Source organism: Pseudoalteromonas peptidolytica, assembly GCF_012641745.1.
Classification (GTDB): Bacteria; Pseudomonadota; Gammaproteobacteria; order Enterobacterales; family Alteromonadaceae; genus Pseudoalteromonas; species Pseudoalteromonas peptidolytica.
This window is the reverse complement of record NZ_WEHZ01000017.1, coordinates 23,871-50,001: the sequence shown is the minus strand read 5'-3', so window position 1 is coordinate 50,001 and position 26,131 is coordinate 23,871. Positions and strand designations below refer to the sequence as shown.

Genomic DNA, 26,131 nt, shown 5'->3' with positions numbered 1-26,131 from the left:
CTCGCACTTCCTGTAGACAGTAGCGCAATTAATACAATATGCGGATCACTGTGACTCCTTTGGCTTCAGTAAGATTGCGTTATCGCGTAGAGGGTAATGTGGCAGCGTCACTGCATTACCTGATCTATCTCCTTGTCCATATTGCGTAGGTGCAAGCCTCGGAGCTGATTGGATAGTCTCAGGACATTTACCAGTATCTATATGAGAGAGTGCAGCGGCGAGCAAATCTTCATTTTGACTGCCGAGTGACTCTGAGAAGTCATCAGCCACAATACAACCTGGTACTTGTGACGACAAACCTATCTCACCATTACTGGACGCTCCTGAGGGTGTAAAGCCGTCAGCATAGTCATCAAAGCCTTTGGCATTTTCTGAGCCAAACTGAATTGTGTAGTAAACTGTGCCGCAATTTTGTGCTGGTACAAATCCGTATGGTTTACCTCTCGTAGTGGTGCCAATGAGAAGCACCTCAACATCAATACCACGTAATCCGTTGATCACATTCTCGCTTGCAGATGCTGTGCCTCGGCTTGAGAGGATATACACTCTAGGGAGGGAAACTGTAGGTAAATTGGTCGATGTAAAGGTGTTTTCAGCCCAGTTAATTACTCTGGACTCGAACTCTGTACGTTCTTCTTCTGCGGTGCGCTTGTCGTTCAAGGTACTAAAGGTAAACGTTTTGTTTAGGCTATTATTCCCAGCAATCATATAACCTAGCTGAGCCGCCATAATTACACGACCCCCGCCGTTGTAACGCATGTCTAGTATTAGGTCATCGATCTGTCTTGTTTTGAATAGGTTGAACGCCTCGATTAGACCATCTTGAGCGGTTGGAATAAACTGATTAAATTGCACATACCCTACTTGCTTACCCGCGTAGTTAATAATTTGAGCATTTTGAATGGGGGATGTTTTGAAATCTACAGAGGTCAAAGTAACCGATTTTTGGTTACCTGCTTGGTCTTCAAATACGAACTCATGCTGTTCACTTTGAGCAGGAGACAGCCCTACATTGAGTGTGGCACTGTCAGAGCTGGAGATAAAGTCGACTCCATCAATGGATAGTACTTTATCGCCTCGTTGAATGCCTGCGGCAGCGGCGGGAGAGTTTGGCTCCACCGCTGCAACGGTAAAGTTGCGTGGCGGTAAAGTAGAGATTACTGCCCAGCGAATACCATAGCCAGTTGTGAACCCAGCTTGCGCTTGCTTTTGGAAGCTGTCGTAAGACTCATAAAAATGAAATTGATCTTTATCGTTACCTGAAGGAGTTTTCTGGTTCGTTTTCAGTTGATCAAAGTAATCAGTAACCGTGTCAAATTGTGCAGGGTCGTTGTCAATGACCTCGTCATACCATAAGTAAGTTTCGTTGGTAAAAGACCGGAGCCACATCTTTTCGTGCATAGCGGTACCAACCTTATCGGGATAAGGTTGGTTGTTGTTGAATTGGTCGGTGCCAGTGCGTGGCGTTGCACAGTAATTAAGGAACTGGCTCGAAGGTGAAAATTGGTTAAATGTCCAAATTGGCGGCTCGGTTTGCCCAGTATTATTGCCAGGGTTGTCAGTGCCTAAGGAGTCGCTACCACCGCCTCCGCATGCTGCTAATACTAGGCTTATCACTGTTGATGCGAAAACTAGAGTAATACGTTGCATCGTATTTACGTTCCTGTTTTAGTTGTATAACTAAAAGCTAGCATCGCTTTGCTCATCTAGCAATCACTGTTTCTGCCAAGCTGTGAATAACTTTCGTTGTTGAGTCGATATTTTCAAACCATAGGTTTTTTCCATATAAAAATAGGCGTCAGCAATGCGTTTTCTTGCATAGTAAGGCGGCTCGATACGACGTAGTTTAAAGTCGATTTTAACAGGGCAAGCGCCATAATTTGCTTCGGTATTAGGGAGCATAGAAAAACGGTAATTAGATCTATCACCATTTATTTCGCCGATAGCAGGGGCAAGGTTGTGAATGTCAGCTTCCATTTTTCTAAACTTTTCACTCACTTTTCGACAGTGTTTTCTACCTCCCTGTTGCCAACATTGCAGTTGATGACCAAACTCCCATGCCGAGACTATATGCTCCCATTCAATGCGATTTGCTCGAGCATTTTCTTTGCCGTTTCTTGTATAAGGCAACCTAGCGGTATACCCACAGCTTGTGGTGTCGGGTACCAGCTTTTTACCCCGCTTGGTGATACCACAGTTACAATATAAGGTGCGGCTATCTTCAGTGACCTGTTTTGAAAGATATTTCTTAGCTTGTGAGAAAGAGCTGAAATCTTGCGCACTGGCGGTTAGTGCAAAGAAGTAGAGCACTATAATGTAGAAAAAGCGTGACATAACCTCTCACCTTAGGGTGGAATACAGGGAATATCACTATATCAAAAAACTCATCAATACTAACAACGAAATAGGGCGGTACACGCCGTATTATGTATACCGTCGGCGTTTACGCCAAGGAGGAGACTGTAGTAATAGCAATAAACCGGTTATGCAGAATAAGACGCTTGTTGCTGCAAATGAGACAAGTAATGGGTTATTAAAGTCCTCACGTTCGTCGTAATCCATAATGTGTAACATCCAGAAAAAATCGAAAATACGCCAAAGGCTGCTACGCACTGTAATGACTTCTCCATTGCTTGCGCTCAGATAAAGTGTGGTATTGAGCGCATCACCATACTCAACTTTCCATACGTTTTTTCTATAACCTATTTCTCTAGGCCCTTGGGCAAGGTGTGTCGCGCTAATCACCTGTGCAGTGATTAATACATGTTTATCAGCTTGCTGAATTATTTGCATTTTACTAGGTGCTGCCAGAGGGGCGCCAGTTATGCCATTAAATACTTGTGTCTCGTCATGATTTAGTTTGATGATAGGTAAACCAAGAAAGTGACTAAACTGGATATGCTCCAACTTCGTTGACTGCTGTACTAATTTATTGATGTCAGCACGATAGTCAGCAGAGGAAAACGGATTATCGAGTTTGCGCAAAGCAAGATGTTTGCCATGCACTTTTTCTAGAGGAATAGCACTCATCACTAAGCCCCCAAGCAGCCAAGCAAAAATCTGGAGGAAGAGTAAGTAACCAAGATATTTATGGAGTTTACGGGCAGGCTTTAGCAGTTTTTTAATCATCACAATATGTTATTCTAGTTATTCGTGAATATGATAACGATAACATACGCAGTGTAGAATGCGTCACATTGTCGCATTCTGGATAACCTAAGTGTAGATTAGGTAATTGCTTACTTTTACAAAATCTCAGGTTATTAAGCCATTATAACATTTAGTTTTACAAGGTAGCTTTTAACACATGTCTGAAATTCAATTTTTAAATGTCGATTTGGAACTAGAGTCTAAGCAAGATATCAGCACGTTAGTTTCAGATTTGAAGAAAAACGCTATCGTGTTGCATTATGATCAAGATGATTATCGTCAGTTGGCTAGAATTGAAGCGAACACTACCGAACTAACACCTGATAAGGCGATTAACCAGCTGTGTGAGCTGATTGAGTCCTGCTCCAAGGTCGCATTAAAGCAATGGCTTAGTTGCACAAAACGCACCTTTGATATTGGTTTTAGTTCTGGCAAGTCTCCAAAGTGCTTTTCTCAAGCACTGCATGTTGATACGTTGCTCAGAATTTCTGCAATTGGTGCTGGAATAGAAATAACGCTCTACCCAATTGAAGAATAAAAACTCTAAAACTTAGAATAAATTGTTTTATATGTTAACGTTGTTAACTTGTTGATAAATTATTCCTGTTGTTTTATCTTGTTTGTTCACTAAGACGGATTATTTCTAGGAACGCAAGATGAAACAACATGTAACACTTTCTACCCTAACACTTGCCATGCTTGGTAGTGTAACTTTTTCAAGCGTAGCTACTGCACAGACGCCAAATGCTTACAGCTCACTTCAAGGGCTTGATGTTTTTAACGCAGCACCTGTTCAGGTGGCAGATATAAAGAAACAGATAGCAAAAAATTTAGCACTATCGTTGCATCAAATTAATACTCAAGTACAGACCCAGCTTAGTGAATACCAAGACACTATCTCATTAGAACAATTACAAGTTGGTGGGGCGGCTGCAAAGTTAATGACAGAGGCTAGTCAATACACTCGTGCGTTGAAAGGGTTAACTGATAACACATCTAACCTTTATCAACTACGTATTGCCTCAAGCCAAATGCTTACAAAATGGCAGCAAGGTGAAGTGCCTCTAATCGCATTTGCACCCAAGGGCGATGATAAGTCGTGGCAATATGTCGAAGCATTCGATCAACATGGACAATTGCATTTACTGGATGCACACAAGATGCCTGAGCGGCCAGTGCTTATCGTGGAGCTTGACGCAAAGAAAACCAAAGCTGAAGGGCTTGAGGTCATGAAGCGAGTATTTGCAAAGCAAGGAATGATGATGCCATCGGCTGAAATGCAGGCTAATGACGAAGCTGCGCCGATTTCTACCAGTGTGCTAAAAAAGATTAGGTTGAATAATGACCAAGAGCCTTGGGTGTCTGGCGCAGCAGAAGTATATGGTATTGTGACAGGTGTTAACCCTTCGCGCGACGAGCCTGTACTTGATATTGTTGATATGCCATATCTAGATCATGACGGTAGAGACTACACACCAAATCAAATTATCATTCATTGGGAAAGATATCGTTGGCAAGCGGCTGATTTGTTACTGATGGAACAGGATGACAACACAAATTATCAAGAATTGGCGACAACTTTCTTAGATATTGTGACACAAGTGATGCGTGCGATCCCTGATCCAAACGTTCAAGGATATGCGCTGATCCCACAGCTAACCAACCAATTGATAAAGGCCATGCCAAGTCACTGGTTTACTAATGACGATGATTACGTGGATGTGTACTACACCTTATTTGAAGGTCAGCGTTATAGCAATCATATGGGGGCAAGCGGCAACGCCAAGATAACCTTAGAGCCATTGACGATAAATCCGCGTTAGTGGAATTCTATTACAACAACTTTTGATAAGATGTGCAGGCTAGTCCTCCTCGTAAGGAGGACTAGGTTGTAAAGACTAATTTTAGACTTTTACATTACCAAATGGCTTCAACAAATTCAGGGTGATCTACAAAAGGATTACGATTCCCTTGGAATTCATAAGCGGCTTGGTTACGAGCTTGTTCAAGCGCATCAACAGGGTCTTCGTTATGCCATCTCTTTAGCATATTAACAACCCAAGTCTCGAATACCTGATCCTGACTACCGTTTAATACAGCATCACTATAGCTGGTGTTATTTTGCCAGTTAGCGATAACATCTTGATAGCGTGTTGCCATATAAAAATAGACACGGGCAAAGTCTCCTTTAAAAGCATCGATAGGCTCAAATACAGTACCACTATAGTTAATACCTGTAGCAGAACCTACGCGACTACCATTACTTGAGGTGTAAGAGGCACTGCCGACTTCACCAAAAGGGAAGTTACTCCGTTTTGAATTAACATAACCATCAGAGGCGAAAATATGATGGATGTCTGAATTCATCGGCTCTACTTTTCCGCCAAACCAAGATTTAGGGAAAGAGTGCTCACGGTTATAGCAGTCTCCTTCTACACGGTAGGTGCCACACTGTGAACCGGTTGAAACATAAGTGATGCTGTCACTTACCGATGGTTTTTCAGAGTACCTATCAAGAATACTATTATCTTTTTCAAAGTAGTTATCTCGTTCACTTTGATCTATGAAGCCCCAAATTGCCGAGTAGCCCTGAGATTGATGATTTCGGATGATACGGTGCAGTTCCGTTTTAAGTGCATAACCGCTTAGCCCCGCGGTAGTGGCGTAGTATCCATCTCCCGTTGGTGGTGGTAACGTGCTACCAAGGCTAAAGCTATGATCTTGACGGCTGGTAAACTGTCCCCCAGATGCAATCGTTTTAGAGCCATGTGTTAAAGTATATTGCCCACTACCATTGCTACAACAAATGCCATCACCGTAGCTATCTAAAATAGTGAAGGTGTAATTACCATCGGCAAGGCAAATTCCCTCGTTAACGGATTGGTTGTTGCTATAATTACCGCCACTTGCGATTGTACTACCTGCGGTATTGGTAATTTTCCAACTGGTTTCACTGGCATAGTTATCAGTGATCAAAGCAAGATTTAAGCTGTTGCTTTGACAACTTGTCGGTGGTTCTGGCGTCACATTACTTGGTGCAAAGCCGTCAACATAAACGGTTTCACTGCCATCAAAGCCACTTCCATCATAAAAGCGTAAACCAACATTGATAGTAGTCGTTGCGGTTGCTGTATAGGTGTGATTAATCTGCTGCCATTGTCCGACATTGAACTGGTCTGAGTAACCATGATAGCCATCCACCACTAACCTTGCTTTGACACCACCCTCAGTATGATAAACCCATGCGCTAAATTGATAGCTTTTTCCTGCTTCAACATTAACTTGTTGTTGCAAGTCTGTACTACTTTGAGTTGCAGTATTAACCTGAATTGCGGCAGCATAGTTGCCATCTTTTACAGGGCTTGTGACTGAAGATAGCGTTATTCCAGAATCAATCGTCGTCCATCCACTTGGAGCCTGTCCACTCCAACTTTCAAAGCTGCCATTTTGCACTTGTGCAGTGGCGTTTAGGCTCAATAGTGAACAGCACGACCCGATGAGCAGGTGTTTATATTTCCCGTGTTTCATTTTTACTCTCATTATTATCATTATCTATATTATTGATTTGTCTATTTGACAGGTTGATTTTACATCAACTCTGTTACGGCAATGTTAATACTTTTAAAGGCTAAATATTGCACTTCTTTTAAGTTATTTTATTTGGACTTTTTCATCTTCAATAACTAAAAGGAATATAAAAGCAGATTCTATTCTTTTTGATCTTATCTTTTGCCACGTATGCTTCAGGCTTATAAAAGCAGGCTCCGCTGTGAGCGAGCCAATGATGCAATGAGCAAGCAAACCTTTTGGGTACGGGGATCCATGATGTTGTTAAGTCAACTTAGTGCTGCAGCAAGTCCGCTGACAAATGAACAACTGCAAAAATTACAAGGCTTAGTTGGGGAGCTAAATCCAATCCAGCAGGCATGGGTGAGTGGCTACTTGGCAGCCACAGCCAATTCAGCTGCTTTATCAGGTGTAGCTGGTCAAGCAACTGCGAGTGTTGGTGACTCTGCACCATTAACTATTTTATATGGTTCACAAACTGGCAACGCAAAAGGTGTCGCAACGCTTATCAAGACCCAAGCTGAAGCGCGGGGGTTGACGACCAAGCTCGTTAATATGGCAGATTACAAACCAGCTAACCTAAAAAAAGAAAAGTTTTTGGTGATTGCTGTTTCAACTTATGGTGATGGTGAACCGCCTGAAGATGCTGAAGCATTACATGAATTTTTGGTGAGTAAAAAAGCCCCTAAACTTGCTGGCGTGAAACAAGCTGTTATCGGTCTTGGAGATACCAGTTATGAATTTTTCTGCCAGACAGCAAAAGATTTTGAAGCACGACTAGGCGCGTTAGGTGCTGAGATTGCCGTCCCCCGTATTGACTTAGATGTAGACTATGAAGCGCAAGCGCAAGAGTGGATAACACAAGCATTAGACGTATTTGAGCCAGAGCTCAAAGCGCAGCAAACCGGAGGTGGTAATGTCATCAGCATGCCCTTTGGCATGCCAGAGCCTGTCGCCAGTCAATATACCAAACAAAATCCGTTTGCCGCAGAGCTAAATGTGGTTCAAAAAATAACCGGGAGAAATTCCAGTAAAGATGTTCGTCATATCGAGATTTCACTTGAAGGCTCTGATATTACTTATCAACCAGGAGACTCTCTTGGCGTGTACTTCTTAAATGATCCACAAGAAGTGGCTGCTATTCTTGAGGTACTTAACCTTGATAAAGCGCAAACTGTCAAGGTGGGTGACCTAACTGTTTCAGTAGAAACAGCCTTAATTGAGCATCTTGAGCTAACACAGTCATATCCAGGCTTTGTTGAAAAATATGCGATAGCGACTGGGAATGAGGAACTAAGCGCACTTGCAAACGATAAAGCGGCATTACGTGCCTATATTGAAGAGCGACAGATCTTTGATGTGATTAAACAAAACCCTGCGAACATTGAGGCGCAAGCGTTGGTTGATTGCTGTCGTAAATTGCAAGCGCGTTTGTATTCCATCGCGTCAAGTCAAGCGGAAGTTGAAGAGGAAGTACACCTCACCGTTGGCTTAGTGGAGTTTGATGCTTTTGGTGAAAAACACTTCGGCGGCTGCTCAGGCTACTTAGCGAATCGTGCTGAAGAAGGGGCTAAAGTTAAAGTATTCAGTGAGCATAATGATAACTTTAGGTTGCCGAGTGACAATACAACACCTGTGATTATGGTAGGGCCAGGTACTGGTATCGCGCCGTTCAGAGCCTTCCTACAAGAGCGTGAAGCACGAGACGCTGAAGGTGAAAACTGGCTGTTTTTTGGCAATCCACACTTCACTGAAGATTTCCTATATCAAGTAGAAATTCAAAAATACGTAAAGTCGGGTCTATTGACCCATGTAGATTTAGCGTTTAGCCGTGATCAGGCAGAAAAGATTTACGTGCAAGATAGGTTGAGAGAGAAAGGCGAAGCTGTGTTTGCTTGGCTTGAAAAGGGTGCCCATTTTTACGTTTGTGGCGATGCCACTAGAATGGCTAAGGATGTACATCAAGCACTTATCGACATCATTAAAACCCATGGAGGGAAAGATGATGAACAAGCTGAGCAATATCTAAAAGCATTGCGCAGCGCAAACCGTTATCAGAAAGACGTTTACTAACACGTCTTGTTATACCGTCAGCCAATTTTAATGTAGGAAAGACAATGAGCAATTCTGAAATCAAACCGAATAGTAAGCTCGATGCAAGCGCAAAGTTTTCTGATAACGAGCGTTTGAAGTCACAAAGTGCCCACTTGCGAGGCACAATTTCAACGGATCTGACCGATCAGCTAACCGGTGGCTTTACAGCGGATAATTTTCAACTTATCCGCTTCCACGGTATGTATCAGCAAGACGACCGCGATATCCGTCCTGAGCGTACTAAGCAACGCCTTGAGCCATTGCATAACGTGATGCTTCGTGCTCGTATGCCTGGCGGCATCATTAAACCACACCAGTGGTTGGCAATTGATGAGTTTGCAGCGGATAAAACCATGTACGGTAGTATTCGTCTAACAACGCGCCAAACTTTCCAATTCCACGGTGTATTGAAGCCAAACATCAAAGGTATGCACCAATTGCTAAATAGCGTCGGGATCGACTCTATTGCGACGGCTGGTGATGTAAACCGTAACGTGTTGTGTACCACAAACCCTGTTGAGTCTGGGTTACATCAAGAAGCTTATGAGTGGGCGGCCAAGATTTCTGAGCACTTATTACCAAAAACCAAAGCATATGCCGAGATCTGGTTGAACGGTGAAAAAACGGAAACAACAGCTGAACCGATTTTAGGTGATACTTATCTACCGCGTAAGTTCAAAACTACGGTAACCATTCCACCAAATAACGAAGTAGACGTACATGCGAATGACCTCAACTTTGTTGCTATTGCTGATGACGGCAAACTAGTTGGCTTCAATGTGCTTGTGGGCGGTGGTTTGGCGATGACCCATGGTGATGTGAATACCTATCCACGTAAAGCAGATGACCTCGGTTTTATCCCGCTTGAGCACACGCTTGCTGTTGCTGAGCATGTGGTCTCTGTGCAGCGTGACTGGGGTAACCGAGTAAACCGTAAAAACGCAAAAACCAAATATACGCTAGATACATTTGGCACTGAGGTGTTTAAGGCGGAAGTTGAAAATCGTGCCGGTATGAAATTTGAACCAAGCCGCCCCTATGAATTTACGCATCGTGGTGACCGTTTTGGTTGGGTTGAAGGTATCGATGGTAAGCATCACTTAACGGTGTTTATCGAAAATGGCCGTATTTTAGATTTCCCAGATAAACCTCTAAAAACTGGTTGTCGCAAAATTGCAGAGATCCATAAAGGTGATTTCCGCATGACTGCAAATCAAAATCTTATTATTGCTGGTGTTGCGGCTGAAGATAAAGCGCAAATCGAGCAAATCGCCCGCGAGCATGGTTTGATTGATAGTAAGCATTCAGAGCAGCGCAAAAACTCCATGGCATGTGTGTCACTACCAACATGTCCATTGGCAATGGCAGAAGCAGAACGCTATTTACCAGGGCTTGTAACACAAGTCGAAGATTTGCTCGCTAAGCACGGGGTGGCTGAGGAGAATATTATTCTTCGTGTCGTTGGTTGTCCTAATGGCTGTGGCCGAGCGATGCTCGCTGAAGTTGGGTTCGTTGGTAAAGGACTTGGTAAATACAATATGTATTTAGGCGGTAACCGCGCGGGTACTCGTATTCCTAAACTGTACTTGGAAAATGTCGGTGAAGAGGTATTTCTTCCCGCTCTTGATGAGCTGATTGGGCAGTGGGTTAAAGAGCGTAAAGAAGGCGAGTGTTTTGGTGATTATGTTATCCGCAAAGAAATTGTTGCGGAAGTCAAAGTATCAAAAACTGATTTCCACGCTTGACTTAAAACGGGCAGCTAAGCTGCCCATTGGATGAGAAAATGAGTAATTTTAAACAAATATTAACTCTTGATGGTGCAACCCAGCAAATGTTACTTGCTGATGCTAATGCCTTATTGAGTGATAAAACAGCCGAGCAAAGAGTCGCTTGGGCACTGGAAAATTTACCGGATACTCACTTTTTGTCTTCTAGTTTCGGTATTCAAGCAGCGGTGATGCTACACCTTCTGACTCAACAACAACCAGATATTCCAGTGGTACTGACCGATACGGGCTACTTGTTTCCGGAAACGTATCAATTTATTGAATCGTTAACAGAGCGCTTGGCACTTAATCTTAAAATATACCGCGCTAAACAAAGTCCAGCTTGGCAAGAAGCAGTATACGGCAAGCTTTGGGAGCAAGGTGAAGAGGGGATTAAGCAGTATAATACCCTAAATAAAGTGGAGCCCATGACTCAAGCATTGCGTGAGCTTAATGCAGGTACATGGTTTAGTGGCCTGCGCCGACAACAGTCTGCGACACGCGCTGACAAACCGATTGTTGAGTTAAGTCGAGGAACTGTTAAATTCTATCCTATCATTGATTGGCATAATCGAGATGTATACCAATACCTCACCAAATTTGATCTGCCTTATCATCCACTGTGGGAGCAGGGCTATGTATCAATGGGGGATGTACATACTACTCGTAAGCTTGAGCCCGGCATGACAGAGGAAGAAACACGCTTCTTCGGTTTGAATCGTGAATGTGGGTTACATATTGATGGTGATGGTATTTAATGCCAACTACGCCAACGTTTCAACCTCGGGCTACCATATCGTGAGCATTGTTGCATAAAAGGCGCCGCCTCGCCCATGCAGGTCAATCTACCTTATACCTTAATTGGCTGCTGTGGGCGAGGATAGAGCGGTACAAGCGCGCTCTACAGTTTGAGTATCACCAAGCAACGCGGTGTGTACTTCATGAATACCCTCCTTGTTATGTTCATCTGAGTATCCAGTCAATTTTGAAAAACAATGTTACCCAAAGACGCCTATTCGTCTATTTTTGTGTGTATGCCTCATATAACTGAGCCGAATTATCAAAGGCATTAACTTGGAAATTGGTGGCTATCAGTCATACTTAGACTATTGCTTAATCAAAGTCGAGGAGGTGGCTTTGATCTCGTTTGTAAAAGTGGGTTATTTCTGTACATGTCTTTGCACTTTGCTAGCTGTTGTATCGGGGCGTGTTGCTAGTAGTGAGGAGCATATTAATTTTGCCATTCAATATTACCCTCCTTTTATTATTGAGCATGGCGCTGAGCAAGGGCTTATTATTGATGTGTTTAAACTCTTCGCAGCGCAGTATCGATATAAAATCAACTATCTACTGTACCCCGAAAGGCGCTCATCAGTTGAAATCGAAAAGGGAACAGTTGATGTTAGAATGGAATCAGAGCTGTGGTATCGAGGTATAACTCCAATGTGCTGGAGTGAGCCCCTTTATGTTATTGAAGATGTGATCGTGACACATAAACAAGCCGAACAGTTTGATATGACGGACGTAAAATCGCATTTGTTTCTTGGGCGTTTTGGCTATACCTACCCTCAGTTGGAGCCGTATTTAGAACATGACCAGTTACAGAGGAAAGATTATTACTCTGAGCATGATGTTTTATCTGTGCTCGCCGGTGGGGGGCATAAGGCAATCGCTTTTACTATTATTGGCAAACCTACCCTACGTTGGTACCAGCTACAACACGCCCATTTTGATGAGAAGCTAGTAATTCAAGGTATATCTGATGTTGCACCATTGCAATTACAATTTGGATACAGTCAAAAAGCAAAAACGCTTTGCAATGATTTTAATCATTTTCTAACTGACTTTAAAAAGACTGAACAATTTAAAAAGATACTGCTAAAGTATGGGCTCAAAGGACAATGAAGAGATGAAAATGAAAGCCGCGAGTTATTTGATGATTATGGTCATGCTAGTCGCAGTGGCCTGTTTATTTGTGCTCAAACGACCAGATGGAAAGCCTTGGTTAAGTGTGCAGTCGATAACCCAGTCGGTAGAACACAATGCAAATGAGTTGAAGCGCCAAGGAATAGATGCAATGGATCAAGTCAAATCACATACAAACGACTTGTTAGGTGACAGTAAGCCAGCGTCGAGTTCGCATACACAAGTATATCGCTGGCAGGATGCAAAGGGACAGTGGCATTATTCCGATAAGCCAAACCCGCATGGTCATTCTCAAGCATATCAAATAGACGAGAGTAAAATTACAGTTATAGCAGCTGAAGATACAAGTATTCTTGCCGCCAAGGCTGAACAAGAGCCCAATAACTCCTCTTCAAAAGTAGTACCGACAGCGTTAAACCCTGCTGCGGTGCAGCAGTTAATGAAGGACACCCAAGACGTACAAAAGTTAATGGACGAGAGAGCAAAAAAAATAGATGAGGCGCTAAAGGAAAACCGCTAAACAGTCTATAAGTGCTGCTCAACATACTCAGCAATCGCTAAGCTTGCAGTTAGGCCTGGGGATTCAATCCCCATCAAATTGACAAAGTTAGCGATACCGTGTGTTGCCTCGAACTGAATCACAAAATCACTTTGTTGGTGGCGGCTGAGCTTTGGCCTGATCCCGGTATAGTCTGGTGTCAGTCTAGAGGGGTCGAGTTGTGGCCAGTATTGAGCTATCGCTTTTATAAACTGTGCCTTGTGCGAGTCGTCAAAGCGATAATCTATGTTGTCTATATACTCAGTGTCAGGCCCAAACTTTAACTGTCCAGCCAAATCTAATGTGGCATGTACCCCAAGGCCATGTCTATTTGGAATAGGATAAACTAAGTGTTGGAATGGGTGTTTCCCTTGATAGCGGTAATAGCGACCACGACAATAATAAGCGTCCACTTGGGGGTTATTACCAGTTATTTTGTTCAGTATATCAGGCGCTGACAGCCCTGCGCTGTTAATGAGTTGACTACAACACAGCTCATAATGCTCGTCCTTACAGCGCATCGCTATGACAAAGCCTTCGGCCAGCTTCTGAACATCCATGAATGCTGTTTGGGTTGCAACAATACCACCGTTGGCTTCAATTTCGGCAATCAAAGACAGCATCAACTGATGACTATCCACAATACCAGTGGTAGGAGAAAACAACGCACTGTGAATGCTTAAATGGCTTAATTGTTGGCTAATGGTTTGAGGCGAAACGAAGCTCAGATCCGTGACGGTGTTGTTATACGCTGTCTGCTTGATTGCGTCGAGTTGCTGCGCCTCACTTTCGTCGGTCGCGACGATAAACTTACCGAGTTGCTTGTAAGGGATATTAAGTTGTTTACAACGTTCATAAAGAAGCGCTTTACCCCTAACACATAACAGCTGCTTGAGGCTATCTAAAGAGTAGTAAATTCCTGCATGGATTACTTCACTGTTACGGCTACTGGTATGTTCGCCAACATGAGTTTCCTTGTCGATGACAAGCACACTACGGTTATGGCTAAGTTTTGCTGCAATAGCAAGGCCGACAACGCCCGCGCCAATAATGATAGTATCAACTTTATCCACTGTTTAACGCCTATCTCAAACTCTTGGTTTAGGGTGCAGTAATCACACTCTAATATCAAGTAATACTGAGCAACTAGGTATTAAGCACCACATGTTATAACTCAATACTCCATTGCACTTAGACATTATTGTAGTTAACTAACAGACTTCTGAAATTAAGCTCAGAACATATCACCCCTTATACTCGCGGCGCATGAGTAAAATAGTAAGATAGATTTTGGTGGGTAGCGAGCAAGTAAGGCCAAGAGCAATACAGCTGGCACCTACTACAAGCCCCTTGGCCCCAACTCATGCAGCCATTGAGTCGTCAGTATAGTATGACCTATCACAATGAGCGCAAGCCCTGATACGATAAGTAGGTGTAAAGGCCAGAGTTTGGAAGCTGACATTATATTCACCTCACCATGCTTGTTGGTGCAATAATCATGAGGTGAATTGCATCGTTATGAATTGTGGTAGATCAAGCTTTAACGTGATACCACTGCTGCTGTCATTCGTGAGATACAACATAGTTCATTTTTACTATTAGTAATGCGTACTTCCCACACTGAAGAGCGTTTTCCTAGGTGGATAGGTTTAGCAACAGCTCGTAGTATACCGTTTCGCGAGGCTTTTAAGTGATTTGCATTAATCTCCTGACCGACACAGTAAAATCGTTCGGTATCTACGACAAAGTTTGCCGCATAACTTGCGACGGTTTCCGCTAACACCACATTTGCACCACCATGTACAATTCCCATAGGGTTGTGATGCTGAGGGGTCGCAGGCATAGTCGCTACAAGATAATCATCGCCAATTTCGCTAATCTCGATACCCAAAGTTTTCATTAATGTACCTTTACCCGTCGCTCCCTCATCTAGTGATTTACACAACTCAAGGCTAATTGGGGAAAACCAAATGGACATGTTTGTCTCCTTTTCTTATACATATGCTTACATTTTTTTACTATGGCGATTTTTTCTCATCGTTACAATCTTTGCATTAACGTAAAGGGGAAAACATGAGAGTACTACCAATACTTGGGTTGTTACTTTATTCCGGTATGAGTGCAGCCAATTCACACGAAGTAAGTATCGGTTTCGGTGAGTTTTTGGAAATTGAGGATGGATTCTTAGGTGTTCAGTATAAGCATTATCTGACAACTTTGAAAAACAATAGCACACCTTATAGCTTGCAGGGCTATTTACAGAAAAGTGATAACTTTTCCATCGGGGGATTCACAAATGATGATTGGCAATTGTACCAAGCTGATGCTGAGCTGTTTATTGGGCGGCACTGGCGGGTGGCGGTAGATGTCACTCAATTTAGTGATGATGAGGCATTTTCTGTGTCCACCAAAGATACCATTGCATTGTTACAGGTGGGTCGTTTCGTCAGTCGAAATATGCAGCTAGGCTTAACATTTATCGGTCAACGTTCAGAGTTTGATGGCTTTGGTGTAGATGATCATAGTACTGAAACAGCACTTGCGCCCTTTTTTAGGTATACCGAGATTGAGGATGGTGTTGGGTGGGATGTGAAGATGCAAAAAGTGGCAGCAGATACGGACTTTTGGCAAGTACAAGCTGGTTATTATTTCAACAAAAGCTGGCAAGTTGCGGTGTCTGCGAGGCTACAAGAAGAAGAGTTTAATGAGTCAATCGTTGAGCTGCAAACAGAGTACTGGTTTAATGCTCATTCAGCGGTTCGATTTGGTTTAGGGTCGGATCTAAACGATGCCGACCTTAACACTGTTACACTTATTTATACGGGACGGTTTTGATACTTAACCTGAAGTTTGGGTAAGGTGCGCTTACTCTTTAACGCTCGAAAACCCTGAATTATTCACAGTTCATGTTATTCAAGTTTGCACTGGTATAACAGCGGTGACAACAGAAAACGAGCTTCGCTGAAGCTCGGTATCAAAGTAGAGCATAGCGCTGATTTCAGCTGAAGTGCTATGCTCTTTTAATGCTGTTAGATTAATTGAGCATTTGTCTCAGCACATACTGTAATATCCCACCATGTTGATAGTATTCCCACTCTTTTGGGGTATCTATGCGAATGTCTGCTGAAAACTGTTTTTCCTCACCTTTGGCATTTTTGGCGGTAACGATGACTTCAGTTGCGGTGTCGTAGATCCCTTCTATTTCAAATTCCTCCTCACCACTTAAACTAAGCTCTTCATGACCTTCGTCTGGTTTGAACTGCAAAGGCAACACACCCATACCAATAAGATTAGAACGATGGATACGCTCATAACTTTTTGCCAGAACCGCTTTTATGCCAAGGAGTAATGAACCCTTAGCGGCCCAATCTCTCGATGAGCCTGTACCATATTCACTACCGGCTAAGATCACCAATGGTGTATTACGTTGTCGGTACTGTTCAGCTGCATCAAATATACTCATAAGAGCGCCATCAGGTAATAACCTAGTGATCCCTCCTTCGGTACCCGGGGCTAGCTGATTGCGTAAGCGCACATTCGCAAAGGTACCACGCATCATTACCTCATGATTACCACGGCGTGAGCCATAAGAGTTAAAATCCGCTTGCTTCACACCTTGTGATTGTAAATATTCCCCAGCGGGAGCTGACGCTTTAATGTTCCCGGCAGGAGAGATGTGATCGGTAGTAACTGAATCTGCGAGTTTAGCAAGGCACCTTGCGCCTTTGATGCTTGGGATCCCTGGTGGCTCTTTGCTCATATCATCAAAAAAGGGTGCTTTACGAATATAAGTAGAGCTATCTTGCCAGTGATAGCGTTCGCTTTGATTAACAGCGATCTCTTGCCAATGTTTATCCCCTTGATAAACATTGGCATAGTTTTCAGCAAACATGGCTTGGGTCACAGTTTGAGAAACTAGTTCACTGACTTCAGAGACCGATGGCCAAATGTCTTTTAAGAATACATCCCGTCCGTCATCAGTTTGGCACAATGCTTCATTGTAGACGTCAATATCAGTTCGCCCTGCGATTGCATAGGCCACGACAAGTGGCGGCGATGCGAGGAAGTTCATTTTTACATCTTGGTGGATCCGCCCTTCGAAGTTACGATTTCCAGATAGAATTGAGCTGACGACCAGCTGATGTTTAACGATGGCGTCGTTAATTTCTTTTGGTAATGGGCCGGAGTTACCGATACAAGTTGTACAGCCGTAGCCGACTAAATCAAAACCGAGTTCCGCAAGTGGCGCTAAAAGGTCAGCTTGTTTTAGATAATCAGTGACTACTTTTGAGCCTGGAGCTAATGACGTTTTCACCCAAGGCTTGGGCTTTAATCCAAGTGCTTTGGCTTTTTTTGCAACAAGGCCAGCAGCAAGTATGACACTTGGGTTTGAGGTGTTTGTGCAGCTTGTGATAGCCGCAATAACGCAGGCACCGTCGACTAATTCAAACTCTTGTTTTTTAAATTTAACCTTACCAACACCAAGGGTTGCCGGTTCGTTTTGGTCAACCCGAGAAGTCCCACCTTCACTAACGGTGCGAGCTTCATCTTGATCCGACACGGCATTTTTTTCACTGCGCTCATGTTGAAATTCTCCTAAATGGGCTTGGATAATTTTACCTGCGTCATTGAGAGGGATTCTATCTTGTGGGCGCTTTGGACCTGCAAGACTTGGAACGACAGTCGCTAAGTCTAGTGTTAAAACGTCGGTGTAAAGTGGCTCATCACCGGGCTCGCGCCACATGCCTTGATGTTTTGCGTAACCTTCAATCAGCGCTATCTTCTCTTCGTCACGGTTGGTGAGGCGAAGGTATTCAAGGGTTTCATCATCAATAGGAAAGATCCCACATGTGGCACCATACTCAGGCGCCATATTAGCAATCGTGGCTCTGTCAGCTAGTGGCAGGTCAGCTAAGCCATCACCAAAGAACTCAACAAACTTACCCACAACGCCGTGCTCACGTAACATCTGCGTTACTGTTAGAACTAAGTCGGTTGCGGTTGTTCCTTCAGGTAATTGACCTTCCAATTTAAAGCCAACCACTTGAGGGATGAGTAAGGAAATAGGTTGACCAAGCATTGCGGCTTCAGCCTCAATCCCTCCTACGCCCCAGCCTAATATGCCAAGGCCGTTGATCATGGTTGTATGTGAGTCTGTACCGACAAGTGTGTCGGGGTAGGCGAAGGGCATGCCATTGATATCTTTTTCAAACACGACTCGTGCCAAATACTCTAAATTTACCTGATGCACGATACCCGTTGCTGGTGGCACAACCTTTAGGTTGTCGAATGCGCCTTGCCCCCAACGCAGGAATTCATACCTTTCTTTATTGCGTTGATACTCAAGTTTTGCATTTAAATCAAATGCGCCATCATGACCGTATTCGTCTACTTGCACTGAGTGATCTATGACCATTTCAGCAGGAGACAGGGGATTGATTTTATTTGGGTCACCACCTAGCTTTGCCATCGCATCACGCATTGCTGCAAGGTCGACGATTGCGGGCACGCCGGTGAAGTCTTGCATTACGACGCGGGCTGGGGTAAAAGCCACTTCTTTGCTTGGTTTTTCTTCAGGCTTCCAGTTAAGTAGCGCATCGATGTCCTTGGCAGTAACATTTTTACCATCTTCATGGCGTAGTAGGTTTTCGAGTAAGATTTTCAGAGAAAATGGCAGTCTCTTTGCCCTATCGTTCAACGCTGGTAGTGAGTGAATGTGCACCTGACGCTCGCCGACGGTAAGCTGAGTCAGGGTATTATATGAATTGTTCATGCTTGACCCTTTTCCTTATTCTAATCATGCAAAGAAATTTGCATAGAATGTACCAATTGCAAACCTGCTGCATTTTTGTACATCTATAGTCCTAGTGTTGAAAAGGGAATTTTTCAAGAGATGAGTGCACTCTAGCGGGGCATTAGTGCACTACAGCGGTGAGAAAAGAGTTGTGGTTTGCTGTCAAAGCGATACGAGTTAACCAAAAGAAATGGGCTTACGGCCTGTATTTTTGTCCACTTGTGTGTAAGATTTTCCCGACTTTTGTCGTTTTTTCTTACTGGCAGTCGGCGTGGCAGTTGATGGTTTTGGTGTTGCAACTGCTCTAGGCTGTGGTGTCGCGTCTGGTGCTAACGTTAAATGAAATTCATCGCCATCAAAATGCAGAATATCGCCCGAGTAAATCTTTTTACGTTTTTGCGTACATATTTCATCGTTGACTGCTACATAACCTTCAGTGATCAATAACTTTGCATGTCCTCCAGTTTCTGCTAAGTCGAGCACTTTCAAAAGGTTGCACAACTCTATCGGCTCTTCTTCGAGCTCAATTTCAATAAACCCATCTTGCATTTTTATAACCTCAACATGCCGTATTTACCTAACACAGCGAGTGTCTTATTGCCTTATACGACAGTATATAAAATTACTACGATTAATGACGAAACTTTTTTGCTAAAACCTGTGTCTTTAACATTACTGAAGTATTTGGTGTGTATTTTGCAGGTCGTCCACGCGATTTGTTTTTATCAGTATGTTAATGGAGGCAACGATGGGGATTCGCACAGCATTGAGAAAAGAGCTTATGCAGGTCGATAAGACAGATCTAATGACCGCGGATGATGTACGTCACTATGTCAATGAGTCGCTTACTCAAGCCAAAGACAAGCTCTCAGTCATCTCACGTTTTAATGAGCATCACAGTCAAATCCAAGCAGGGTTACCGAGTCAAGAGCAACATTTACATCATCAACAGCACCATCTTTTCAAAGATATTCTTTATCCAAAATCTGCAGTTGAAACTTGGCTATCTAGGTGTTAACTTGGAGCAAAAATAGCACCAAACTTGAAGGTAAGTGGATAATATAATTCAGCCTCAAGTTATCGTGCTCAAGGATGAATATGAGATATATTTATTTAGTAGCCGCTTGCTTGCTGAGCGGTTGTAGTACCCAAACTTTACACATTTTTGAATCAGGGCTAGACGACACCACAAGACAAAATCTGATGCGTGAGTTAGCGCAGCGAGAGGTTAATTTTCGCTTTACTTCACTGCCTGTTCCTGAAAAGTATGATAGTGCACGTTTGAATATTGCGCCGATGACATCGGGTGAGAGATGGCTTGGAGAAGTTGAGGCGGCTGTAAAAGCGGTTGGTTTTGAATCGCTCACCACTTCTGAATTTAACATGGAAGGGCATCGCTATACTCCTGGGAATGCTGGGCTGTACTTGGTTAAAAATAGAGCCGTGCAGTTACTTCCAAACCTATTATTTTCTCATCAATGTGACGATGCGCTGCAATTGCAGCTCAACCAAAGGGGGAGCTGGGAGCAGGTTGGGAGCCACTACCAAGGTCGCTGGCGTTATGAAGGTGGTCATCTTACCTTGACGTGGCGTGAAAATGATAACAAATACCCCTATCAACAAGTATATTCAGAGCGTGAGCACAGTGTACAAACCCTACAGGGTCCAAAGCCGGCTAAGACATTTACCAGAATACAATTAGCCAAACGACCTGTACCAATATTTAATTGTGACTTACAGGTGATTTTCGCTAATTGATTTAATCACCGCCTGTGCTCGTTTGACTTGCTTTAGACCTTGTTTGATTTGTTCAATAGCTGGATGAAACGGCACACGGTTGTATTGTGCGCTGCCAAGGACAGGATATTCGTGAAGTAACTCAGCATACATAGACTGGGTACTTGGTTTTAATAAAAACTCCACAAACTGCATGGCTGCCTTGGCATTAGGCGCATGTCGTGAAATTGCTGCTGTGGTTGTGGAAACTGGAGTTTTACCCGAGTGCATTTTTATATGGTGGATCTCGAGTTGCTCTGCCAGTATCTTGTCTCTTTTATTGTCAGAGTGGTGCATCATTAGCCAGTAATAATGATTAGCAAACGCCAGTTCACATTGCCCAAGAGCAAGTGCTCTAAGTTGATCTCTATCACCGCCAACTGGGCGTTTTGCTAGCAATGTATTGGCTTGTTCTAGCCACATGTAATCACCAGAGTATGAAGAAGTATAGAGTATTGATGCCAGAGCGAGGTTATAACTATGAGACCACTGACGAATACAAAACTTCCCTTTAAATTGTGGCTTATTCAGATCAGAATAAACCTGTGGTAACGGTGTATTTGAAGCTTTTCTTCTAAATATGGCGCGAGTTCGCATCGAAACGCTGACCCAGCGTTTATCATCATCTTTAAACGCAGGATTAATGATGTGCCAACTTCCAATCTCATCTAATGGGCGTAGTAGATCTTTATAGTCATGCAATTGGATCAGATCAGAAGTCAGTAGTACGTCTGCTTGCGAGTTAATTCCATCAGTTCTTAAGCGTGAGAGGAGCTGCTGTGACTTGCCATTGACGAGATTGACACTTATGCCCGTCTCTTGCTCAAAAGCGTGAATAACAGGTTGGATAAGCTTGTATTTTCGAAATGAATAAACGTTAACTTGTGGCTGTGATGATTGCAGCGCGATGGCTTGATCAAAATGTACCCAAAAAAGCAAAAAAAGGAAAAGTTTACTTTTATTCATTGTAAATAAGAATTATTATCGAATGGCAGTAGCATACAATGTTTAGTAAATATGTCCAGATTTAAACGACCGCAAATTAGTAATATCAAAGATGTTAAAGCCTTGCGTACCATACGGCGATGCTTGCCAATGTTTGGTTTATTGTTTTTGTTTACGTCTTTGCTCTACGTAGGCGTGATTGTCAATATTTACTACCAAGAGCAGCTAGATCATAAACAAGAGCAGGAGTTATCAAGGCTTGAGTATTTACTTAATGGTAAATTGCAACATGTGGCTCATTTGCTTTATTCAATAGATGCTTATTTAAACCGACATCAAAGTGCTGATTTTTATGAAATTGCTCAGTCTCAGCTAGCTACAACCAATTTAGGGTTAAGTATGGAAACATATGTATTGGTTGAGCCCGGACAGTTCTCTGCACTTGAAACCGCACAGCGAAATCGTGGTTATTTTGACTTTAAAATCCGTCATAACGAGGTAAGTGAATCTGGCCGCTGGTTGGTGGTGACTAAAGCTGCACCAGTCTCAGAAGTTGGTCAAACAGTGGGGCAGGCTGAGCTTTTGACAGAAGATATATTTACTCAACAAAATCAAAATGCACTATCTACTTTTGTGTGGCCAAATCAAAAGAAGCTCAGCCTCTTAATACAGCAAGCTAAAGGGGACGAGTTTAACGTAATACTTGGGTTAAGCTTTGAATTACCTATTTTGCTGGAATCATTATTTGGTCAACTCTACCAACAACGCAAACAGCATCTCGTGGTTGCCTCCAAGGGGGAGGCTATTTATAGTTCCGATTGGCAACAGCAATTTGCTTTGGATGAATTCACACCAAGTGCTGAGCGAACCATCAACTTCTATGGTATGCCCATTACCATGCAGTTGTTTGATGAGTCTCTTTTGCATCCCAGCTGGTTAAATAATCATAAAATCTTAATTGTGCTTTTCTTATCCGTTATCACTGTGTGTATTCTTTTGGTTTGGTTGCAGCTGCAACAGCTAAAGAATCGCAACAAAACAGTAAATAATCTCGTGGTTGAGAGAACCAAACGATTGGAAATTACCAATCAAAGGTTACAAAGCGAGTCAAATAAACGACTAGGGGCACTGCAGCAACAGGTAGCGGCTGAACGAAAGTATAAAAGCCTGTTTATCAATAGTCATGAAGGGCTATTCGTTTTAAATCAAGATGGCAACATAGTAGACTCAAACCCAGCATTCAATCAGCTTTTGTTTGCGGGCAATCCGCCTAAGCCTGAAACCAGTTTTGCGACACTCATGCAAGATTATGAGTGCAAAGATCTATGGCAAGGCATTGTAACGAATAAGCACGCGCACCAAGAAATGGAGTGGCTGGCAACGTCTGAGTGTGGTGAGCATATTTGGCTTAGGCACTCAGGCAACTGGTTGCACCTCCCTGATTCATGTTTGTATGAAGGCCGAGTAACAGACATTACTCAAGGAAAATTACTTCAAGAGCAGCTGAGGTATAAAGCACAACATGATAGCCTCACCGATCTCCTTAACCGACAAAGTTTTATTTCTTTAGTTGATAAAGTGCGCGAAAAACAGAGCGCAAAATATACACTGTTATACATTGATTTAGATAGGTTTAAATTGATAAATGACATGTTAGGACATCAAGCTGGCGATAAGTTATTAGCCGAGTTTGCTTCGCGCATGCGGGGGTTGCTAAGTGGTTACGCTGAGATTGCACGACTTGGAGGCGATGAGTTTGCCGTCCTCATTGAGGATAAGCAACTACCGCAGCCGATAGAAGGGGTATTAGAAGATGTTTTAGTACAGATCCGTGCACCCTTTTCACTAAAAGATCAAGCGCATAGTGTAAGTGGCAGTATAGGAGTAAGGCATTTCACAACACCTTGCATCAGCTGTGATGCTGAAAAGTTACTGCATGATGCTGATATTTCGATGTATGAAGCCAAAAAGCGCGGCAAAAATACGTATCATATTTTTACTAACGCGATTGCTAACGAGGCGGGACGAAAGATTCAATTGGAGCAGGCATTGAACGTGATGAACCCTGTTCAAGAGCTGACGTTAAATCTGCAGCCTGTGTATTGTCAGCAAGGTAAATGCTTGAAGGGGTTTGAAGCATTGTTACGATGGCACAATCCTTTGCTCGGTGATGTAAGCCCAGCTGAGTTTATTCCCATCGCTGAGCAGTGTGGAAAAATTACCATGCTTGGTCAGTGGGTTTTTGAACAAGCGCTGAGTTTCATTCATGATGTGGGGGATGACAGTATGTTTGTTGCTGTCAATGTGTCTCCGTTACAGCTACATTCTCAGCAATTTGTGGATTGGCTGATAGAACAGTGTGAAGTCGCGTCGATCTCTGTATCACAAATTAAGCTAGAGCTAACCGAATCTGCGATGATGGCAGAGGAGAATATGCTAGTTGAGCCATTAAAACGCTTACATGACGCAGGATTTGGGATCTATATTGATGACTTTGGTACTGGTTACAGCAGTCTGGCTAGGCTCAATCATCTGCCAATTGACGGAGTAAAAATCGATAGATCATTTATCGCAGGGATTGAGTATGATGACAAAGCCGAGCAGCTTATTGAGGCAATTTGCGCTATTGCTAAGAGCTTCAATCTTGTCGTAACAGCAGAAGGGATAGAAACGGCGGCGCAATTAGCTGTGATGTCTCGGCTTTATTGTCAGCAAAGTCAGGGGTATTTAATGTCAAAACCTTTATCAGTAGAGCGCGCAAAGCACCTACTTTTATCAGACTCAAAAATACATCAGTTGTTTGCATGATGTTGATGGTAAAAAGTTTATATTAAGTATTGACCTAAACTTAAGTCGAGGTTTTAACCTGCTCCCATCAACTTAAGGATTCAGTGATGGAATTAGCAATGAATATTAAAAATTACCTAGATAGCTTGTCTCTAGAGCAAGGCTCAGGCCTTGCACTTGTAACTGAGTTGCAGCAAAAACATTTAGATCGATACGCCTTTTCAAGTATTAATGCTATGTATGGTGAACGCTTATTACTTGATGAAGACGCTTTATTTAATCGCCTAATCACCCAAAAGCAAGGTGGCTATTGTTTTGAACAAAATAAGATTGCCTATTTGGCGTTACAACAGCTAGGCTTTACGGTTCGACCTGTGCTTGCAAGGGTAATGCTCAATGGTCAACAGGACAACCCTCGCTCTCATCGCATGACGCTACTAGAACTGGAAGGGGAAGAGTATTTAGTTGACGTTGGTTTTGGGGTAAAGTCTCCCCAAGCACCCATCAATATCAACCAAGCGCTTAGTATACAAGGACGCCAAACTTATCAGGTACAAAAATCATCTGATTATGTGAAAGTGACATTGTTAGAGGAAGGAGAAGCTCCGCTCACTTTGTATCATGTTGACTTGGGTGAAATCTTTGAATCAGATTGTGAAATCGGCCATTTTTTCTCTCATCAACACCCTGATGCTGGGTTTGTCAATAACTTGATTGTATCTCGTGTCAGTCATTGCCATCGCTACTTGATCCGAAACCAAAGCTACTTTGAATGGCATGAGTGCGATGGAAATGTAGTAGAGCAACCGATCGAAAGCTTTGCGCAGCTTGAGAAGTTAGTAAGAGAACAATTTTCTTTAACTGTACCCAGCGAAGTTTTAAAACAGGTGTACGATAAAGTACTGACTCGGGCTGCGAATAAACCAACCAATACTTAGCATAAGTAAACCCTACGCCAAGATTGGCGGTATCGGTTGAGTTAATCTCGGGCTAACATGTATAAGCGATTATGTGGTATCACTCTTCTAATCTAGACACCACAAAGTAAGGATTGAGATAGTCAGCTTTTTGGTTATACCGTAGCGGCTCACCATTGAGCTGGGCTACGCTTGCTCCAGCGATATTTGCAACTGCATGTCCAGCGCCTGTATCCCATTCAGAAGTGGGGCCTAGGCGTGGGTATACATCGGCTTTGCCTTCTGCGACTAAGCATAACTTCAATGAGCTTCCCTTTGGTACCATATCAACTTGTTCAAAACGGGTAAGATATTGTGCAAGATCAGCTGACGGGTGGGAGCGCGAACCAACCACTTTAATTACGCCTTGGTTTGGTTTAGTGGTGACTTTAAGTTCAATGCGCGCTTCACCGGTTTGTTTGAAAGCGCCAATGCTTTGTTCAGCGAGGTAGCTTTCATTGAGTGCCGGAGCATGAACGACACCCAGAATGGGTTCGCCGTTGTTGATAAGCGCGATGTTGACGGTAAACTCCCCATTTTTTTTGATAAATTCCTTTGTGCCATCGATTGGGTCAACTAGCCAGTATGATTGCCACTGGCGGCGTTCTTCCCAGTCAATTACCGCACTTTCCTCGCTTAAAATTGGGAGCTCTGGGGTAAGTTCTTTTAGTCCTGCAACTATCACTTTATGTGCAGCAAGATCTGCCTCAGTGACTGGACTCTCATCTTCTTTAAATTCAATGTTAAAGTCCTTGGCATAAATCTTCATAATTGCTTCACCAGCGCGAATACTCAGATTTAATACTTCTTCTAGCAGATCCGTATGATTCAT

General features: G+C 43.1%; 23 protein-coding genes. 12 read left to right on the top strand and 11 right to left on the bottom strand.

The features are described 5' to 3' along the window. Positions 1-45 precede the first annotated feature (45 nt). From F9Y84_RS12385 to F9Y84_RS12375, 3 genes are all read right to left on the bottom strand, one after another. Positions 46-1,650, bottom strand: coding sequence for a S41 family peptidase (locus tag F9Y84_RS12385; RefSeq protein ID WP_147389257.1), 1,605 nt, complete (start codon positions 1,648-1,650; stop codon positions 46-48). Between the two features lie 63 nt (positions 1,651-1,713). Further along, a complete protein-coding gene (locus F9Y84_RS12380) occupies positions 1,714-2,334 on the bottom strand; it encodes an endonuclease (RefSeq protein ID WP_147389256.1) in 621 nt (206 codons plus the stop codon). A 90-nt stretch (positions 2,335-2,424) separates the two neighbouring features. Further along, a complete protein-coding gene (locus F9Y84_RS12375) occupies positions 2,425-3,129 on the bottom strand; it encodes a hypothetical protein (RefSeq protein WP_128730610.1) in 705 nt (234 codons plus the stop codon). A gap of 178 nt (positions 3,130-3,307) precedes the next feature. Between F9Y84_RS12375 and F9Y84_RS12370 the strand changes: the two genes are divergently transcribed. Further along, positions 3,308-3,688: a hypothetical protein gene (locus F9Y84_RS12370; RefSeq protein ID WP_125251527.1), complete on the top strand. Its 381-nt coding sequence runs from the start codon at positions 3,308-3,310 to the stop codon at positions 3,686-3,688. Between the two features lie 118 nt (positions 3,689-3,806). Next, positions 3,807-4,973: a DUF3103 family protein gene (locus F9Y84_RS12365; protein ID WP_147389255.1), complete on the top strand. Its 1,167-nt coding sequence runs from the start codon at positions 3,807-3,809 to the stop codon at positions 4,971-4,973. A gap of 94 nt (positions 4,974-5,067) precedes the next feature. On the opposite strand, the gene F9Y84_RS12360 is transcribed toward F9Y84_RS12365, so the two are convergent. Continuing rightward, a complete protein-coding gene (locus tag F9Y84_RS12360) occupies positions 5,068-6,678 on the bottom strand; it encodes an endonuclease (RefSeq protein WP_147389254.1) in 1,611 nt (536 codons plus the stop codon). Positions 6,679-6,975: 297 nt separating this feature from the next. On the opposite strand from F9Y84_RS12360, the gene F9Y84_RS12355 reads away from it, so the two are divergent. The 5 genes from F9Y84_RS12355 to F9Y84_RS12335 all read left to right on the top strand — a co-directional run bounded on the left by F9Y84_RS12355 (position 6,976) and on the right by F9Y84_RS12335 (position 13,023). Then, positions 6,976-8,790 carry an assimilatory sulfite reductase (NADPH) flavoprotein subunit gene (locus F9Y84_RS12355; RefSeq protein WP_147389260.1) on the top strand — a complete coding sequence of 605 codons (1,815 nt, stop codon included), beginning with the start codon at positions 6,976-6,978 and terminating at the stop codon, positions 8,788-8,790. Between the two features lie 44 nt (positions 8,791-8,834). Then, positions 8,835-10,556, top strand: a complete 1,722-nt coding sequence (cysI, locus tag F9Y84_RS12350; RefSeq protein ID WP_147389253.1) for an assimilatory sulfite reductase (NADPH) hemoprotein subunit — start codon at positions 8,835-8,837, stop codon at positions 10,554-10,556. Between the two features lie 38 nt (positions 10,557-10,594). After that, entirely contained in the window at positions 10,595-11,335 is a 741-nt protein-coding gene (locus F9Y84_RS12345; protein WP_128730613.1) for a phosphoadenylyl-sulfate reductase, read from the top strand. 379 nt (positions 11,336-11,714) lie between these two features. Further along, on the top strand, positions 11,715-12,482 hold the full coding sequence (locus tag F9Y84_RS12340; RefSeq protein WP_211091627.1) for a substrate-binding periplasmic protein: 768 nt from the start codon (positions 11,715-11,717) through the stop codon (positions 12,480-12,482). A gap of 4 nt (positions 12,483-12,486) precedes the next feature. Continuing rightward, complete coding sequence (locus F9Y84_RS12335) at positions 12,487-13,023, top strand: DUF4124 domain-containing protein (protein ID WP_147389252.1); 537 nt, start codon at positions 12,487-12,489, stop codon at positions 13,021-13,023. 5 nt (positions 13,024-13,028) lie between these two features. Here the strand turns inward: F9Y84_RS12335 and F9Y84_RS12330 are convergent, their stop codons facing one another. The 3 genes from F9Y84_RS12330 to F9Y84_RS12320 all read right to left on the bottom strand — a co-directional run bounded on the left by F9Y84_RS12330 (position 13,029) and on the right by F9Y84_RS12320 (position 15,019). Next, positions 13,029-14,114 (bottom strand): NAD(P)/FAD-dependent oxidoreductase, encoded by a 1,086-nt coding sequence (locus F9Y84_RS12330; RefSeq protein WP_147389251.1) that lies wholly within the window; start codon positions 14,112-14,114, stop codon positions 13,029-13,031. A 266-nt stretch (positions 14,115-14,380) separates the two neighbouring features. Then, positions 14,381-14,503: a hypothetical protein gene (locus F9Y84_RS22420; protein ID WP_263972638.1), complete on the bottom strand. Its 123-nt coding sequence runs from the start codon at positions 14,501-14,503 to the stop codon at positions 14,381-14,383. A gap of 78 nt (positions 14,504-14,581) precedes the next feature. Beyond that, positions 14,582-15,019 (bottom strand): PaaI family thioesterase, encoded by a 438-nt coding sequence (locus tag F9Y84_RS12320; protein WP_125251534.1) that lies wholly within the window; start codon positions 15,017-15,019, stop codon positions 14,582-14,584. Positions 15,020-15,114: 95 nt separating this feature from the next. Between F9Y84_RS12320 and F9Y84_RS12315 the strand changes: the two genes are divergently transcribed. Next, entirely contained in the window at positions 15,115-15,876 is a 762-nt protein-coding gene (locus F9Y84_RS12315) for a hypothetical protein (RefSeq protein ID WP_125251535.1), read from the top strand. 199 nt (positions 15,877-16,075) lie between these two features. Here F9Y84_RS12315 and acnA read toward each other — a convergent pair whose 3' ends face one another. Then, positions 16,076-18,814, bottom strand: coding sequence for an aconitate hydratase AcnA (gene acnA / locus F9Y84_RS12310; protein WP_147389250.1), 2,739 nt, complete (start codon positions 18,812-18,814; stop codon positions 16,076-16,078). 198 nt (positions 18,815-19,012) lie between these two features. Next, entirely contained in the window at positions 19,013-19,384 is a 372-nt protein-coding gene (locus F9Y84_RS12305; protein WP_125251537.1) for an RNA-binding S4 domain-containing protein, read from the bottom strand. 199 nt (positions 19,385-19,583) lie between these two features. Between F9Y84_RS12305 and F9Y84_RS12300 the strand changes: the two genes are divergently transcribed. Both F9Y84_RS12300 and F9Y84_RS12295 read left to right on the top strand, forming a co-directional pair. After that, positions 19,584-19,853 (top strand): hypothetical protein, encoded by a 270-nt coding sequence (locus F9Y84_RS12300; RefSeq protein ID WP_125251538.1) that lies wholly within the window; start codon positions 19,584-19,586, stop codon positions 19,851-19,853. 80 nt (positions 19,854-19,933) lie between these two features. Next, the gene (locus tag F9Y84_RS12295) at positions 19,934-20,593 is read left to right on the top strand and encodes a hypothetical protein (RefSeq protein ID WP_147389249.1); all 660 of its coding nucleotides are present in this window, start codon (positions 19,934-19,936) and stop codon (positions 20,591-20,593) included. Here the strand turns inward: F9Y84_RS12295 and F9Y84_RS12290 are convergent. Then, positions 20,570-21,550, bottom strand: a complete 981-nt coding sequence (locus F9Y84_RS12290) for an extracellular solute-binding protein (protein WP_247652034.1) — start codon at positions 21,548-21,550, stop codon at positions 20,570-20,572. The two genes, F9Y84_RS12295 and F9Y84_RS12290, sit on opposite strands and share 24 nt — an antisense overlap. A 78-nt stretch (positions 21,551-21,628) precedes the next feature. Here F9Y84_RS12290 and F9Y84_RS12285 point away from each other — a divergent pair, with 78 nt between their 5' ends. After that, positions 21,629-24,364, top strand: a complete 2,736-nt coding sequence (locus F9Y84_RS12285; RefSeq protein WP_244297229.1) for a putative bifunctional diguanylate cyclase/phosphodiesterase — start codon at positions 21,629-21,631, stop codon at positions 24,362-24,364. A gap of 98 nt (positions 24,365-24,462) precedes the next feature. Further along, positions 24,463-25,281, top strand: a complete 819-nt coding sequence (locus F9Y84_RS12280) for an arylamine N-acetyltransferase family protein (RefSeq protein WP_225740792.1) — start codon at positions 24,463-24,465, stop codon at positions 25,279-25,281. Positions 25,282-25,360: 79 nt separating this feature from the next. On the opposite strand, the gene cysQ is transcribed toward F9Y84_RS12280, so the two are convergent. Further along, positions 25,361-26,131 carry a 3'(2'),5'-bisphosphate nucleotidase CysQ gene (cysQ, locus tag F9Y84_RS12275; protein ID WP_125251543.1) on the bottom strand — a complete coding sequence of 257 codons (771 nt, stop codon included), beginning with the start codon at positions 26,129-26,131 and terminating at the stop codon, positions 25,361-25,363.

Bases quoted from the DNA above. Each gene is read 5' to 3' on its own strand.
- F9Y84_RS12385 (WP_147389257.1), bottom strand. From the start codon at position 1,650: ATGCAACGTATTACTCTAGTTTTCGCATCAACAGTGATAAGCCTAGTA.
- F9Y84_RS12380 (WP_147389256.1), bottom strand. From the start codon at position 2,334: ATGTCACGCTTTTTCTACATTATAGTGCTCTACTTCTTTGCACTAACC.
- F9Y84_RS12375 (WP_128730610.1), bottom strand. From the start codon at position 3,129: ATGATTAAAAAACTGCTAAAGCCTGCCCGTAAACTCCATAAATATCTT.
- F9Y84_RS12370 (WP_125251527.1), top strand. From the start codon at position 3,308: ATGTCTGAAATTCAATTTTTAAATGTCGATTTGGAACTAGAGTCTAAG.
- F9Y84_RS12365 (WP_147389255.1), top strand. From the start codon at position 3,807: ATGAAACAACATGTAACACTTTCTACCCTAACACTTGCCATGCTTGGT.
- F9Y84_RS12360 (WP_147389254.1), bottom strand. From the start codon at position 6,678: ATGAAACACGGGAAATATAAACACCTGCTCATCGGGTCGTGCTGTTCA.
- F9Y84_RS12355 (WP_147389260.1), top strand. From the start codon at position 6,976: ATGTTGTTAAGTCAACTTAGTGCTGCAGCAAGTCCGCTGACAAATGAA.
- cysI (WP_147389253.1), top strand. From the start codon at position 8,835: ATGAGCAATTCTGAAATCAAACCGAATAGTAAGCTCGATGCAAGCGCA.
- F9Y84_RS12345 (WP_128730613.1), top strand. From the start codon at position 10,595: ATGAGTAATTTTAAACAAATATTAACTCTTGATGGTGCAACCCAGCAA.
- F9Y84_RS12335 (WP_147389252.1), top strand. From the start codon at position 12,487: ATGAAAATGAAAGCCGCGAGTTATTTGATGATTATGGTCATGCTAGTC.
- F9Y84_RS22420 (WP_263972638.1), bottom strand. From the start codon at position 14,503: ATGTCAGCTTCCAAACTCTGGCCTTTACACCTACTTATCGTATCAGGG.
- F9Y84_RS12320 (WP_125251534.1), bottom strand. From the start codon at position 15,019: ATGTCCATTTGGTTTTCCCCAATTAGCCTTGAGTTGTGTAAATCACTA.
- F9Y84_RS12315 (WP_125251535.1), top strand. From the start codon at position 15,115: ATGAGAGTACTACCAATACTTGGGTTGTTACTTTATTCCGGTATGAGT.
- acnA (WP_147389250.1), bottom strand. From the start codon at position 18,814: ATGAACAATTCATATAATACCCTGACTCAGCTTACCGTCGGCGAGCGT.
- F9Y84_RS12305 (WP_125251537.1), bottom strand. From the start codon at position 19,384: ATGCAAGATGGGTTTATTGAAATTGAGCTCGAAGAAGAGCCGATAGAG.
- F9Y84_RS12300 (WP_125251538.1), top strand. From the start codon at position 19,584: ATGGGGATTCGCACAGCATTGAGAAAAGAGCTTATGCAGGTCGATAAG.
- F9Y84_RS12295 (WP_147389249.1), top strand. From the start codon at position 19,934: ATGAGATATATTTATTTAGTAGCCGCTTGCTTGCTGAGCGGTTGTAGT.
- F9Y84_RS12285 (WP_244297229.1), top strand. From the start codon at position 21,629: ATGTCCAGATTTAAACGACCGCAAATTAGTAATATCAAAGATGTTAAA.
- F9Y84_RS12280 (WP_225740792.1), top strand. From the start codon at position 24,463: ATGAATATTAAAAATTACCTAGATAGCTTGTCTCTAGAGCAAGGCTCA.
- cysQ (WP_125251543.1), bottom strand. From the start codon at position 26,131: ATGAATCATACGGATCTGCTAGAAGAAGTATTAAATCTGAGTATTCGC.